Source organism: Dankookia sp. GCM10030260 (assembly GCF_042666655.1).
Classification (GTDB): Bacteria; Pseudomonadota; Alphaproteobacteria; order Acetobacterales; family Acetobacteraceae; genus Paracraurococcus.
In genome coordinates this window covers 29,426-41,623 of record NZ_JBHTDE010000009.1, presented here as the reverse complement: position 1 = coordinate 41,623, position 12,198 = coordinate 29,426, and the positions used below count along the sequence as shown (strand labels likewise).

Genomic DNA, 12,198 nt, shown 5'->3' with positions numbered 1-12,198 from the left:
TCCCAGCCCGATGCTGTCCGCGGCTGGCGTCAGACCGTCTGCCAGTCGTTCGCCACGAAGCCGAGCGTGCCGACCCCGGCCACCGTCATGCCGTCCATCGTCCAGACCTGGAGCTCGGTGACGGCGGTCCCGACGATCGGCGCGTGCCGCCACAGGATGTCCGACCGCCCGTCGCCGTTATGGTCGGCGACGCCGGCGACGATCCAGTCGGTGCCGGGATTGTAGATGGTGGCGCCGTCGCGGACGAGCAGGCCGTTCATCTCCCAGATGGCGACCTTGCCATCGGTGTTGCGCCACAGGATGTCGTCCCGCCCGTCGCCGTCGAAATCGCCGGTCCCGGCCACCGACCAGTCGAGGCCGATGGCAGCGAGGGTGTCGCCGCGCAGGAAGGTGGCGCCGTCCATCTCCCAGACCGCGGTGTTGCCGGTGGCGTCGCGCCAGAGCAGGTCGGTCTTGCCGTCGCCGTCGAAGTCGCCGGTCCCCGTCACCGTCCAGCCGGCACCCGCGAAAGGCAGCGCGGTCTCGTTGGCCAGCGTCTGGCCATCGGCCGCGAGCTGCAGGAGCTTCAGGCCGGCATAGGACAGTCCGGTGCCGGGATCGACCACCGTGGTCGCCAGCAGGATGTCGGCCCGGCCGTCGCCGTTGAAGTCGCCGCTGCTGGCGACCTTCCAGTCCTCGCCAACCGGGGCTGTCCAGACCGTGCTGCCGTTCAGGAAGGTGTCGCCGTCCATGGCCCAGACCGAGATCGCGCCGGTCGCCCGGTTCTGCCAGAGCAGGTCGGCCTTCAGGTCGCCGTTGAAGTCGGCCGAGCCGACGACCTGCCAGTTGCGTTCCACCGCGGCGATGGTCTCGCCACTGACGAAATTCGCGCCGTCCACCACCCAGCGGGAGATCAGCGTGTAGTCGGTGCCCTGGTAGCTTTCGACAGTGTTGTCGAAATAGACGGCGAAGGCGCCGGGCACCACGTGATCGACCGGCGCGAGCGCGTCCTCGACGCGGACCGAGGCCATCTCCACCCCCACCATGTCGAGATGCAGGGTGGCGTTGACGAAGGGTACCGCCGGGTCGATGGCCCCGCGCGCCTGCTGCGCGATGTAGTAGTCGAGCTGCGACAGCGCCGCGCGGATCGCCGGGTCGGCGTATTGCGTGGCGGTGACGCCGAGGACCAGCGTGTCCATCCCGGCGCCGCCGAAGATGATGTTGAACTCCCCGAAATCGGGTCTGGCGAAGAGCAGGTCGTCGCCGCCGCCGCCATGCATCTGGTTGTGCCCGTTCGCACCGGCGAGCCGGTCGGGTCCCGAACCGCCGACCAGCGTGTCGTCGCCCGCCAGTCCGCGCAGGACCACGGAAACGGCAAAGGCGGAAGCATCCAGCAGGTCGTTGCCGCTGGTACCATTGAGCTCAAACTGCGCCATCCGGACTCTCCGCGAGGTCACCAGGCCATTTGGGCGGCGTGCTCCGGCACGCGCCATCGCGGCATGGTAGATCGAATGTGATCTTGATGATCCGGTAGATAGACTATTCAGTAAGGAATACGCTACCTCTGGCTGAGGTTGGGACGAATTTTGGCACACGCCGCCGTAATCGCCGCGCCGGCTGCCACGCCCTCCGCCACCCTGGGCACCGCACGCCGCGCATGGCTTGATACCCGCTGCACAGGTGCAGGAAGCCATTGATGCGGGCGGCGGACGATCGGGGCGAGGCCAGGGAGGGCCGTGCCGCCTGGGCCACGGCGATCGCCGCGACCGCGATCCTCTCGGTCTCCTTCGGGGCCCCGCAGCTTCTGGTCGTGGCGCTGGCGCCGATCGCCGCCGATCTCGGCGCGGCGCGGGCGGTGCCCTCGCTGGCCGCCTCGGCGGCCTATTTCGGCGCCGGGCTCGGCGGCATCGGCATGGGCTGGATCGCCGGGCGGACCTCGGCGCGGCTCATCGGCCTGCTGGGCGGGGTGATGATCGCCGCCGGCTGCGCGCTGGCGGCCGGCGGCGCGGCCTGGCAGCTGGTGCTCGGCTACGGGTTGCTGGTCGGGCTGCTCGGCAACGGCGCGCTCTATGCGCCGCTGATGACGCATGTCTCGCACTGGTTCGACCGCCGGCGCGGCACCGCCATCGCGCTCGTCTCCTCCGGCCAGTATGTCGCCGGTGCGCTCTGGCCCAGCCTGTTCGAGCGGGCGGTGGCCGCCTGGGGCTGGCAGCGGACCATGCTGGGCTACGGGCTGCTGGCGGCGGCGGTGATCCTGCCGATCGCCGCCTGGCTGCGCCCGCCACCCGCGCTGCCGGCCGCCGGCAGCCCCGCGGCGGGGCCGGCGCCGGGCGGGCGGGTGCTGGGTCTCGCGCCCAATACGGCGCTGGCACTGCTCGCGGTCGCATCCTTCCTCTGCTGCATCCCGATGGCCATGCCGGCGGCGCATCTGGTCGCCTTCTGCGGCGATCTCGGCATCGCCGCGCGGCAGGGGGCGCTGATGCTGTCCCTGCTGCTGGCCATGGCCTTCCTGGCGCGGCAGGGCTGGGGCTGGGTGGCGGACCGGATCGGCGGGCTGCGCACGGTGCTGGCCGGCAACCTCTTGCAGGTGGTGGGCATGGCCGCCTTCCTGGCGACGCAGGACGAGGCCGGGCTGTTCCTGGTGGCCGGGCTGTTCGGGCTGGGCTTCAGCGGCATCGTGCCGGCCTATATCCTGACGGTGCGGGAGCTGTTCCCCGCCGCCGAGGCAGCCTGGCGGGTGCCCAGCCTGCTGTTCCTGAGCCTGTCGGGCATGGCGGCCGGGGCCTGGCTGGCGGGGTGGCTGTATGACGGCTTCGGCAGCTATGCGGTGGCCTGGCGGTTGGGCATCGCCGCCAACCTGGCGGCGCTCGTGATCCTCGGCGGGCTGGTGCTGCGGCAGGGCGGGCGGTGGCGGGGCGTGCCCGCGGCGTGATCCGCCGCCCGCTGACATCCGCGGCAGCCCGTCGTCCGCCGGGCAGATTCACCCGGCCGGGCGCTCACGCCCTCCCGCGATCTGCTCTAGAACCCCCCGGTGAGCCCACGCGACCTCCCGGGCGGCAGCCCCGCCCCGCCTGACCTGGGCGCCCCTGGCCCCCCCCGGCCGAAGCCCTCCATCTTCCTGCTGGTGGCGATGACGGGCATCGGCCCCTTCACCATGCAGATCCTGATCCCGAGCCTGCCGATGCTCGCGGTGGCGCTGGCCGTGCCCTATGCGACCATCCAGCTGACCCTGACGCTGTATCTGGTGGGGGTGGCGCTGGCGCAGCTGGTCTACGGGCCGCTGTCGGACCGCTACGGACGCAAGCCGCTGCTGGTGGCGGGCCTGTGCATCTACCTGGTCGGCAGCGTCGGCGCGGTGCTGGCGCCCACGGCGGCCTGGCTGATCGCGGCGAGGGTGCTGCAGGCGGTCGGCAGCTGCGCCGGCCTCGTGCTCGGCCGCGCCATGATCCGCGACAGCTACCCGCGCGACAAGGCCGCCGCGGTGCTCGGCTATGTCAGTACCGCGATGGCGGTGGCGCCGATGCTGTCGCCGATCATCGGGTCCCTGCTGCACGAGCATTTCGGCTGGCGCGCCACCATGCTGTCCTGCTTGGTCTTCGGCCTGCCGCTGCTGCTGGCGGTGCGCGCCTGGCTGCCGGAGACCCTGGTCCAGCCGGCGCCGCTGCCGGGCCTGGGCGGGATGCTCGGCGCCTACCGCACCCTGCTGCGCATCCCGGTCTTCCGCGGCTACTGCGCCATCACCGCCTGCGCCACCTCGATGTTCTTCTCCTTCGCCGCCGGCGGGCCGGTGGTGGTGGTGCAGGGGCTCGGCCATGCGCCGACCACCTATGCCGTCGCCATGATGCTGATCTCGGTCGGCTGGTCGAGCGGCACCTTCACCGCGGCGCGGCTGGTCGGGCGGCTCGGCACCGGGCGGATGCTGCGGATCGGCAGCCTGGTGACCGTCGCGGGCGGGCTGCTGGCGCTGGCACTGCCGCTGCTGGCGCCGCCGAGCCTGCCGGGCTTCTTCCTGCCGATGGCGCTGGTGGCGCTCGGCAACGGGATGACCCAGCCGAGCGCGGTCGCGGCCGCGATCAGCGTCCGGCCGATGCTGGCGGGCACGGCGTCCGGCCTGATCGGCGCGCTGCAAATGGGCGCGGGGGCGCTGGCGACGGTGCTGGCCGGGGTGACCGAGGGCGGCTCGGGCATCGCCACCGGGGCCTGGATGCTGGCCGGGGCGCTGGGGGCGCAGGTGGCCTTGCGGGCGGTGCGGAAGGCGGGGGGATAGGGCAAGGCCAGGGAGGAAGTATCCTCCCTGGACCCTCCTCTATTTCTGGGTGTCGGCACCCGTCGCGCGGCGGGTGCCAAGCCCACAAAAAGGAAGGGTGGGGTTTGGGGAGGGAATGCTTTTCCCTCCCCAACCTTTTGCTACCGCGCCCGCACCGTGATGCGCAGCTCCCGCGTCGCCGTGCTTTCCCACGGCCGGCGCAGCCGCAGCACCACCACATGCTCGCCGGGTGCTGCGGCGCGGAGCCGCAGCACCTCCAGCGTCGCGCCGCCGACCGTGCCGGCGCCGCCCGCCCTGGGCAGGATCGCCAGCTCGGCGATGCCGGCCGGGGGGGGCATCACCTCCCAGGCATAGCCGGCGGTGCCGTACCGCTCGAGCGGCACCTCCCCGACCGCGCCGACGGCGAGGTCGAGGGTGCTGGTTTCGGGGTCAGGCATTCCACCACTTCTGCCAGACCTGGTTGTCGGTGCCACGAACGAAGACGTGCTCGTGGTTCGGCCCCATCGAGCCGGGTGCGGGTTCCGAGGCCAGCACGCCGCCGTCGTTGTGCCGGCCCCAGTCGTGCCAGGCATTGTTGAACCAGGCCTTCTGCCACAGCGCGTTGTCGGTGCCGCGGACGTAGATGTTGCAGACCGTGCCGTTGCGCGAGATCACCGTCGGCGCGCCCTGGAATCCGCCCGGGGGGGCGCCCAGCGCGAACCAGCCGGACCAGCCCTTCTGGCCGGTCCAGAACTTCTGCCAGACCTGGTTGTCGGTGCCGCGGACGAAGACGTGCTCATGGTCCGGGCCCATCGACCCGGCGGCGGGTTCCGAGGCCAGCACGCCGCCGTCGTTGTGCCGGCCCCAGTCGTGCCAGGCATTGTTGAACCAGGCCTTCTGCCACAGCGCGTTGTCGGTGCCGCGGACATAGATGTTGCAGACCGTGCCGTTGCGCGAGATCACCGTCGGCGCGCCCTGGAATCCGCCCGGGGGGGCGCCCAGCGCGAACCAGCCGGACCAGCCCTTCTGCGCGGTCCAGAATTTCTGCCAGACCTGGTTGTCGGTGCCGCGGATGAAGACGTGCTCGTGGTCCGGCCCCATCGAGCCCAGCGCGGGCTCGGAGGCCAGCACGCCGCCATCGTTGTGGCGGCCCCAGGCGTGCCAGGCATTGTTGAACCACGCCTTCTGCCACAGCGCGTTGTCCGTGCCGCGGACATAGATGTTGCAGACCGCGTTGTTGCGCGAGATCACCGGCGGGGCGCCGGCGAAGCCACCCGGCGGCGCGCCCAGCGGGACCCAGCCGGACCAGCCGCGATGCGCGGGCAGCACGGTGCCGGTGGCGAAGTGGAAGGGGAATTCGCCGTCGATGCCGCATTCGCCATAGGCGATGCGGAAGAAGCCGCCGTCGCCCCAGCCGGTCCCCCAGGAATTCTTGCAGATCCAGCAGCGGTCGGCTTCCGAATAGCCGACCACCTGGACGCAATGCAGCCCGGCCTCGGCGCCCGAGACATGGTGGTAGATGCCGCTGCCGTAGGAGAAGAAGTCGTCGAAGACCCGCAGCACGGCGGAACACGGCCCGACATGCGACAGGTGGTGCTTGCGCGCCGCCGCATCGGCCAGGCTGCCGAAGGAGGTGATCTTCACCGCGCGCGCGTTGCGGTCGGCCGCGGTGTGGCAGACCGGGGCGCCGCCGGGGCCCTCGAAGGCGGTGGCATAGGGGAAGGCGGCCTCGTCCGGCACGCCGCGCGACTGGAGCTGGCCGAGCGCCTGGTCGGGCCACCAGCCGCCGCAATTGGCGCCGTGCGAGGAGCAGAAATGCAGGTCGGCCTCGGCCAGGTCGAGGGTCTTGCCGTGCTCGATCGAAGCCATCGACTCGACCACCGCCGTGCAGCAGAAGGACACGCAGGAGCCGCAGCCGCCCTGGTCCTTCACCGGCGTGACGTGGTTCCTGCCGCCGCGGTTGCGCCAGTCAACCGCCGGATCGAACGAGAGCGCGGCCAGCGCGACGAAGGCCTGGCGCGGCGCCATGGCGGCGGCGAGCGAGGCCTGGTCGACGACGACGCCGAGCCGCCGGCGGAGCTGGTCGGCGGGCAGGGTGGTGAGCGGCGTGACGCGCGGTTGCCATCGGGCATTCGCCTGCGTCAGGGATTGCGCGAGCGCCGCGATCTGTGGGTCGGGCATGGCGTGGTTCTCCTGCCGGAAGCCGGCGGGGCCACGTTGGCATATCGTATGAAATCAGCCTGTGCCGTGGCGCACGCCCGGCCTAGGGCCGCCTTCAGGCGTGGCCGGCCGCACCCGAGAGCAGCGCCGGGTCGACCTTCAGCTTGGCCATGGCCTGCAGCCATTTGCCGTGGCCATCCTCGCCGAACAGCAGCGCCTCGTCCGGAGTGACGGAGAGCCAGGCATTGGCCTGGATCTCGTCCTCCAGCTGCCCCGGCCCCCAGCCGGCATAGCCCAGCGCCAGGATGCCCTGGCGCGGGCCGCCGCCGCCGGCGATGGCGGACAGGATGTCGACGCTGGCGGTGAGCGCTAGGTCGTCGGCCACCGGCAGGGACTGGTCGTTCGACCAGTCCCGGGTGTGCAGCACGAAGCCGCGGCCGCCTTCCACCGGGCCGCCCTGGAACAGCCGGATGCGGCGCTGCGGCGGCACCGGCTCCAGCCCCAGCTGCTTCAGCAATTCGTCGAAGGACAGCCCTTCCAGCGGCTTGTTCAGGACGATCCCCATCGCCCCGTCCGGCGAATGGGCACAGAGGCATATTACCGCGCGGGCGAAGCGCGGGTCCTGCAGACTGGGCATCGCGATCAGCACCTGCCCGCCGAGATAGCCTTCGGCGCGGGAGGAGCGCGTCATCGTTCCAGGTCGCACGCGTTTTGCCATGTCGCAAAGATGGCGGCGCCCCGGCCACGGCGCAAGCATCCCGGCCCCCACGCGCCGCAAGGTGTCACCGGGGGTGCCGGCGCCCGCTGTGCCGGGGCCGCGGTGACAGGACGGGCGGAAGCCTCTACATCCGAGATGACCGCAACGCGGAGGAAGGGACCAACCCATGACGATCCAGGTCGGAGACAGCATCCCGTCGGCCAAGCTCATGCAGGGCACGGCCGAAGGCCCGAAGGAGATCACCACCGAGGCGCTGTTCGGCGGCAAGACCGTCGTGCTGTTCGGCGTGCCCGGCGCCTTCACCCCCACCTGCTCGGCCAAGCACCTGCCGGGCTACGTGCAGCAGTTCGACGCGCTGAAGGCCAAGGGCGTCGATACCGTCGCCTGCATGGCGGTGAACGATGCCTTCGTCATGGGCGCCTGGGGCAAGGACCAGGGCGTCGGCGACAAGGTGATGATGCTGGCCGACGGCAGCGCCGACTTCACCAAGGCGCTCGGCCTCGAGCTCGACCTGGTGTCGCGGGGCCTCGGCGTCCGCTGCCAGCGCTTCGTGCTGGTGGCCAAGGACGGCAAGGTCACGCATGTCGCGGTCGAGGCGCCGGGCGCCTTCGAGGTGAGCAAGGCCGAGACCGTCCTCGCCGGCCTGTAGGGGCGCGCGGAAGAAATAGCCTGCCGCGCCGCGGCGGGTGGCCTATGCTGGGCCGGGATGCGGGCAGCCCGCATCCCGGCCCTTGCCGATTCTGCCGCGCATCACACGGAGAGACCAGGCGTTGAACCCCTTCACCACCGTCACCCTCGCCTGGCAGACCGCCCTGGTCTTCAGCCTGCGCAGCTTCGAGCTCTGGACCGAGCCGCATGCGGCGCAGGCCCGGCTGACCGGCTATGCGCTGGAGAAGCAGAAGGCCTTCACCGCCGGCGCCATGGCGGCCGGTGCGGCGATGCTGGCCGGGCAGATGGCGCCCGCGGTGATGCAGGCGGCAATGGCCCCGGCGCATCGCCGGGTGCAGGCCAATGCGCGGAAGCTGATGCGGGGCTGAGCCCCGCTACAGCACCGCGCCCAGCGCCCATGCCGCCCGGCGCAGCGCGGCTGGCTCGTGCCCGGAAAACCCCAGCATCAGTGCCGCCACCGGCGGCGCCGCCAGGAACATCGGGCTCACCGGCCGCGCCACCACCCCGCGGCGCGCCGCGGCCGCGGCCAGCGCCACGTCGTCCATCCCCGCCGGCAGCCGCGCCAGCAGCTTCAGCCCCTGGTCCGGCGGCTCCGCCGCGAGTGCCGGCGCGTGCTCGGCCAGCGCCGCCACCAGGGCGTCGCGCGCGGCGCGGTAGCGCAGCCGCATCCGCCGTACATGCTGGGCGAAATGGCCTTCCGCCAGGAAGTCGGTGACCACGCCCTCGGCCAGCCCCGCCGGGTGCCAGTCGACCAGCAGCCGCGCCGCCCGCACCGCTTCCAGCAACGAAGGCGGCAGCACCGCGTAGCCCAGGCGCAGGCCGGGAAACAGCACCTTGCTGAAGGTGCCGACATAGATCACCCGCCCCGCGTCATCGATCCCCTGCAGCGCCGCCAGCGGCCGGCCGGCATAGCGGAATTCGCTGTCGTAGTCGTCCTCCAGCAGGAAGGCGCCGGCGCGCCGTGCCCAGGCCAGCAGGTCCAGCCGCCGCGCCATCGAAAGCACCACGCCCATCGGGTACTGGGACGATGGGGTGACATAGGCCAGCCGCGCCGCCGGCGCCGCGGCGATGCCGGCGGCGACGTCCATCCCCTGGCCGTCCACCGCCACCGGGACGATGCGGACGCGGGCCGCGGCCAGCGCCGCGCGCAGGGCGGGGTAGCAGGGATCCTCGACCCAGACCGCGTCGCCCGGCTCCAGCAGCACCCGTAGCACCAGGTCGATCGCCTGCTGCGCGCCGGCGGTCACCACCACCTGGTCGGGGTCGCAGCGCACCGCGCGGGCGGCGCGGAGATGGGTGGCGATCGCCTCCCGCAGGGGGCGGGCGCCCTGCGGGTCGCCATAGCCGAACAGCGCCGGATCGGGGCGGGCCAGCCGCCGCAGCGTCAGGCCGCGCCAGACCGCCTGGGAGCGGTCGTCCCAGGACGTGCGGCCGGTGTTGAAGGGCAGGGCGGAAGGCTGGTGCGCCGCCGCATCGGGCCGGAAGCGGTGGGCCGCATCGGGCGCCGGGGCGGGCGGCGCGGCCGGCGGCGGCGGCGGGGCGGCGGCGTCCAGGCCTTCCGGCAGGTCGCGGGAGACCTGGGTGCCGGCGCCGACCCGGCCGGTGACGAAGCCTTCGGCCAGCAACTGGTCATATGCCGCGACCACGGTGTTGCGGGCCAACCCCAACTGCCGCCCCAGCGCCCGGGTCGAGGGCAGCCGCGCCCCGGGCGGCAGGGCGCCGGCCAGGATGGCGGCGCGCAGCGCCAGGTAGACCTGCCGCAGCATCGGCACCGCGCCGGTCCGGTCGAGGTCGGGGAGCAGCAGGTCGGCGGGTGGCTGCATGGATTGAATGGACCAGGGCCGAGGGCCGGAAATGGCCCTCGCGCCGGTCCAATCATCCATGCGAAACAGCAACCTGTCCAACCCCTGCGAGTATCCCGATGGCCGAGACCAGCTACCCCGTCACCGCACGCAACAAGGTCCGCCGCCTGCACGAGCGGGCGCGCTACGACCATGCCTCGGTGCATGCCATCCTCGATGCCGCGATGCTCTGCCATATCGCCTATGTCATCGACGGCCTGCCCTACTGCACGCCCACGGCCTTCTGGCGCGAGGGCACGCATCTCTACTGGCACGGGTCGTCCGCCAGCCGGATGCTGCGGACGCAGAAGCCGGGCCTGCCGGTCTGCCTGACGGTCTCGCACCTCGACAGCCTCGTGCTCGCCCGCTGCGGCTTCAACCACTCGGTGGACTACCGGTCGGCGATGTGCTTCGGCACTGCGCATATCGTCGACGACCTCGACCACAAGGCGCGCGCGCTGGATGCGATGATCGACCGCTTCTACCCCGGCCGGAACGCCGAGCTCCGCCCCAGCACCACGCAGGAGCTGAAGGCGACCATGGTGGTGGGCATGGAGATCGAGAGCGCCGCGGCCAAGGTGCGCGCCAAGGGCGTCGGCGACGAGGAGGCGGACTACGCGCTGCCGATCTACGCCGCGCGCTTCCCCGTCACCCAGGTGATCGGCGCCGCCGAGCCCTGCCCGCGCATGCCGCAGGGCGTCGCCTATCCGCCGGGCCTCGCGGGCTTCCGCGATGGCCGCCGGCTGGACGAGGTGATGCTGGAGAGCCACCATAGGCTCTATGGCAACCCGACCGACTGACGACCTGGCGACCGCCCCGGCGGTGGAGATGGCGGCGATGGTGCGCGAACGGCGCGCCTCGCCGGTCGAGGTCACCGATGCCGTGCTGGCGCGCATCGCCGCCTGCGAGCCGAAGCTCAACGCCTTCGTGGCGCTGGACGCCGAGCGCGCCCGCGCCGCGGCGCGGGCGGCGGAGGAAGCCGTGATGCGCGGCGCCGTGCTCGGCCCGCTGCACGGCGTGCCGGTCACCATCAAGGACATCCAGGCGGTCGAGGGCCTGCCGACCCGGCGCGGCTCGCGCCTCTCGGACCCGACGCCGGCCACGGCCGATGCGCCGCTGGTCGCCCGGCTGCGCGCGGCCGGCGCCATCGTCCTCGGCAAGACCACCAGCACGGAACACGGCTGGACGGCGGTCAGCCACAACCCGCTGACCGGGGCGACGCACAACCCCTGGGCGCACGGCCTGACCTCGGGCGGGTCTTCGTCGGGCGCCGCGGCGCTGGCCGGGGCGGGCTGCGGGCCGCTGCATCTCGGCACCGATGGCGCGGGTTCGGTCCGCCTGCCGGCGCATTTCTGCGGCGCGGTCGGCTTCAAGCCGACCTATGGCCGCGTCCCCTACGTGCCGCACCCGAACAACGGCGCGCTGTCGCATGCCGGGCCCATCACGCGGTCCGTCGCCGATGCGGCGCTGATGTTCTCGGTCATGGCCGGGCCGCATCCGCTCGACCACACCACCTTGGGCGAGACCTTCGCGGCCGAGGTGCCGCCCGGCGGGGTGCGCGGCCTGCGCATCGCCTACAGCCCCGATCTCGGCCATGCCAAGGTGGACGCGGAGGTCGCTGCGCTGGTCGACTCCGCGGTACGCGCCCTGGAGGCCGCCGGTGCGGTGGTGGAGCAGGTGACGCCGCCCTGGGGACCGGACGGCCCGGCGCTGGAGCGGCGGATCTGGGGCGGCGCCTACCGCCCCTTCCTGCCGAAGGACGCCGCCGAGGCGGCGCAGCTCGACCCCGGCTTGGTTGCCTGCACCGAGTCCTATCGCGACTTCTCCTTCATGGACGGCTTCGCCGCGCAGGGTCGCCGCATCGCCTATGCCGCGGCGGTGAATGCCTGGTTCGGCACGGCGGGCTTCGACCTGCTGGCGACGCCCAGCGCGTCGGTCGCCGCCTTCCCGGTCGGGCTGCAGCGGCCGCCGCATTGGGACCAGCACGCCTGGGACTGGCTGGTCTGGGCGGAATTCTCCTACCCCTTCAACCTGTCGCATGGCCCGGCGATCTCGGTCCCCTGCGGGCTGACCGCCGCCGGCCTGCCGGTCGGGCTGCAACTGGCCGGGCCGCGCCTGGCCGACAGCCTGGTGCTGCAGGCGGCGGCGGGGTTCCTGGCGGCGCATCCCTTCGCGCCGGGCTTCGCCACGCCGTGACCCCGGGTGGCGTGGATCGGGGTATCGGCATGGACGGACCGACCCGCCGGCGTGCATAGTGCCGGCAGAGCATCGGCCGCGCCGGCGGCCTCCAGCCGTCGCGAGAAGGCTGCTCCAACCGGGAGACATCCAAATGTTCGATGCGATCACCAGCCATATCGGCCGCAACCTCTGGCTCTGGACCGTGATCGGCCTCGCCGTCAGCTTGCTCGGCATCATCGCCCGCAACAGCCTCGGCAACGGGTTCTACCTCGGTGAGATCATCAGCTTCGCCGCCATGTTCGCCGGCATCACGCTGATCCTCATCAGCCAGAAGGGCATGGCCCACGCCTCCGACGACGAGGCGGCCTGAGCCTTCCGTCCCGCGGCACGCCCATGCCCGGCCGATC

At 72.4% G+C, this 12,198-nt stretch carries 12 protein-coding genes; 7 read left to right on the top strand and 5 right to left on the bottom strand.

The genetic code is table 11. The annotated features are described in order from the left end of the window. Positions 1-29 precede the first annotated feature (29 nt). Entirely contained in the window at positions 30-1,415 is a 1,386-nt protein-coding gene (locus ACFQS7_RS22725) for an FG-GAP-like repeat-containing protein (RefSeq protein WP_380069428.1), read from the bottom strand. A gap of 260 nt (positions 1,416-1,675) precedes the next feature. Here ACFQS7_RS22725 and ACFQS7_RS22720 point away from each other — a divergent pair, with 260 nt between their 5' ends. Together ACFQS7_RS22720 and ACFQS7_RS22715 are read left to right on the top strand one after the other, a co-directional pair. Next, entirely contained in the window at positions 1,676-2,911 is a 1,236-nt protein-coding gene (locus tag ACFQS7_RS22720; protein WP_380069427.1) for an MFS transporter, read from the top strand. A gap of 99 nt (positions 2,912-3,010) precedes the next feature. Then, complete coding sequence (locus ACFQS7_RS22715) at positions 3,011-4,246, top strand: multidrug effflux MFS transporter (protein ID WP_380069426.1); 1,236 nt, start codon at positions 3,011-3,013, stop codon at positions 4,244-4,246. A gap of 140 nt (positions 4,247-4,386) precedes the next feature. On the opposite strand, the gene ACFQS7_RS22710 is transcribed toward ACFQS7_RS22715, so the two are convergent. From ACFQS7_RS22710 to ACFQS7_RS22700, 3 genes are all read right to left on the bottom strand, one after another. Next, positions 4,387-4,683: a protease inhibitor I42 family protein gene (locus tag ACFQS7_RS22710; RefSeq protein ID WP_380069425.1), complete on the bottom strand. Its 297-nt coding sequence runs from the start codon at positions 4,681-4,683 to the stop codon at positions 4,387-4,389. After that, a complete protein-coding gene (locus ACFQS7_RS22705; protein WP_380069424.1) occupies positions 4,676-6,406 on the bottom strand; it encodes a C1 family peptidase in 1,731 nt (576 codons plus the stop codon). The genes ACFQS7_RS22710 and ACFQS7_RS22705 overlap by 8 nt, the downstream gene beginning before the upstream one ends. Positions 6,407-6,500: 94 nt before the next feature. Beyond that, positions 6,501-7,076 (bottom strand): YqgE/AlgH family protein, encoded by a 576-nt coding sequence (locus tag ACFQS7_RS22700; protein WP_380069423.1) that lies wholly within the window; start codon positions 7,074-7,076, stop codon positions 6,501-6,503. 193 nt (positions 7,077-7,269) lie between these two features. On the opposite strand from ACFQS7_RS22700, the gene ACFQS7_RS22695 reads away from it, so the two are divergent. Together ACFQS7_RS22695 and ACFQS7_RS22690 are read left to right on the top strand one after the other, a co-directional pair. Further along, positions 7,270-7,752, top strand: a complete 483-nt coding sequence (locus ACFQS7_RS22695) for a peroxiredoxin (RefSeq protein WP_380069422.1) — start codon at positions 7,270-7,272, stop codon at positions 7,750-7,752. Between the two features lie 121 nt (positions 7,753-7,873). After that, entirely contained in the window at positions 7,874-8,140 is a 267-nt protein-coding gene (locus ACFQS7_RS22690) for a hypothetical protein (RefSeq protein WP_380069421.1), read from the top strand. A 6-nt stretch (positions 8,141-8,146) separates the two neighbouring features. Here ACFQS7_RS22690 and ACFQS7_RS22685 read toward each other — a convergent pair whose 3' ends face one another. Next, on the bottom strand, positions 8,147-9,595 hold the full coding sequence (locus ACFQS7_RS22685; RefSeq protein ID WP_380069420.1) for a PLP-dependent aminotransferase family protein: 1,449 nt from the start codon (positions 9,593-9,595) through the stop codon (positions 8,147-8,149). Positions 9,596-9,693: 98 nt separating this feature from the next. Here ACFQS7_RS22685 and ACFQS7_RS22680 point away from each other — a divergent pair, with 98 nt between their 5' ends. From ACFQS7_RS22680 to ACFQS7_RS22670, 3 genes are all read left to right on the top strand, one after another. Next, on the top strand, positions 9,694-10,413 hold the full coding sequence (locus ACFQS7_RS22680; RefSeq protein WP_380069419.1) for a pyridoxamine 5'-phosphate oxidase family protein: 720 nt from the start codon (positions 9,694-9,696) through the stop codon (positions 10,411-10,413). Then, positions 10,394-11,809, top strand: a complete 1,416-nt coding sequence (locus tag ACFQS7_RS22675; protein ID WP_380069418.1) for an amidase family protein — start codon at positions 10,394-10,396, stop codon at positions 11,807-11,809. The genes ACFQS7_RS22680 and ACFQS7_RS22675 overlap by 20 nt, the downstream gene beginning before the upstream one ends. Before the next feature lie 133 nt (positions 11,810-11,942). After that, positions 11,943-12,161, top strand: a complete 219-nt coding sequence (locus tag ACFQS7_RS22670; RefSeq protein ID WP_380069417.1) for a hypothetical protein — start codon at positions 11,943-11,945, stop codon at positions 12,159-12,161. The last annotated feature ends 37 nt before the right edge of the window (positions 12,162-12,198 follow it).

What these genes read in the sequence shown, in the direction of transcription:
- ACFQS7_RS22725 (WP_380069428.1), bottom strand. Translation starts at nt 1,415, where the DNA reads ATGGCGCAGTTTGAGCTCAATGGTACCAGCGGCAACGACCTGCTGGAT.
- ACFQS7_RS22720 (WP_380069427.1), top strand. Translation starts at nt 1,676, where the DNA reads ATGCGGGCGGCGGACGATCGGGGCGAGGCCAGGGAGGGCCGTGCCGCC.
- ACFQS7_RS22710 (WP_380069425.1), bottom strand. Translation starts at nt 4,683, where the DNA reads ATGCCTGACCCCGAAACCAGCACCCTCGACCTCGCCGTCGGCGCGGTC.
- ACFQS7_RS22705 (WP_380069424.1), bottom strand. Translation starts at nt 6,406, where the DNA reads ATGCCCGACCCACAGATCGCGGCGCTCGCGCAATCCCTGACGCAGGCG.
- ACFQS7_RS22700 (WP_380069423.1), bottom strand. Translation starts at nt 7,076, where the DNA reads ATGACGCGCTCCTCCCGCGCCGAAGGCTATCTCGGCGGGCAGGTGCTG.
- ACFQS7_RS22695 (WP_380069422.1), top strand. Translation starts at nt 7,270, where the DNA reads ATGACGATCCAGGTCGGAGACAGCATCCCGTCGGCCAAGCTCATGCAG.
- ACFQS7_RS22685 (WP_380069420.1), bottom strand. Translation starts at nt 9,595, where the DNA reads ATGCAGCCACCCGCCGACCTGCTGCTCCCCGACCTCGACCGGACCGGC.
- ACFQS7_RS22680 (WP_380069419.1), top strand. Translation starts at nt 9,694, where the DNA reads ATGGCCGAGACCAGCTACCCCGTCACCGCACGCAACAAGGTCCGCCGC.
- ACFQS7_RS22675 (WP_380069418.1), top strand. Translation starts at nt 10,394, where the DNA reads ATGGCAACCCGACCGACTGACGACCTGGCGACCGCCCCGGCGGTGGAG.
- ACFQS7_RS22670 (WP_380069417.1), top strand. Translation starts at nt 11,943, where the DNA reads ATGTTCGATGCGATCACCAGCCATATCGGCCGCAACCTCTGGCTCTGG.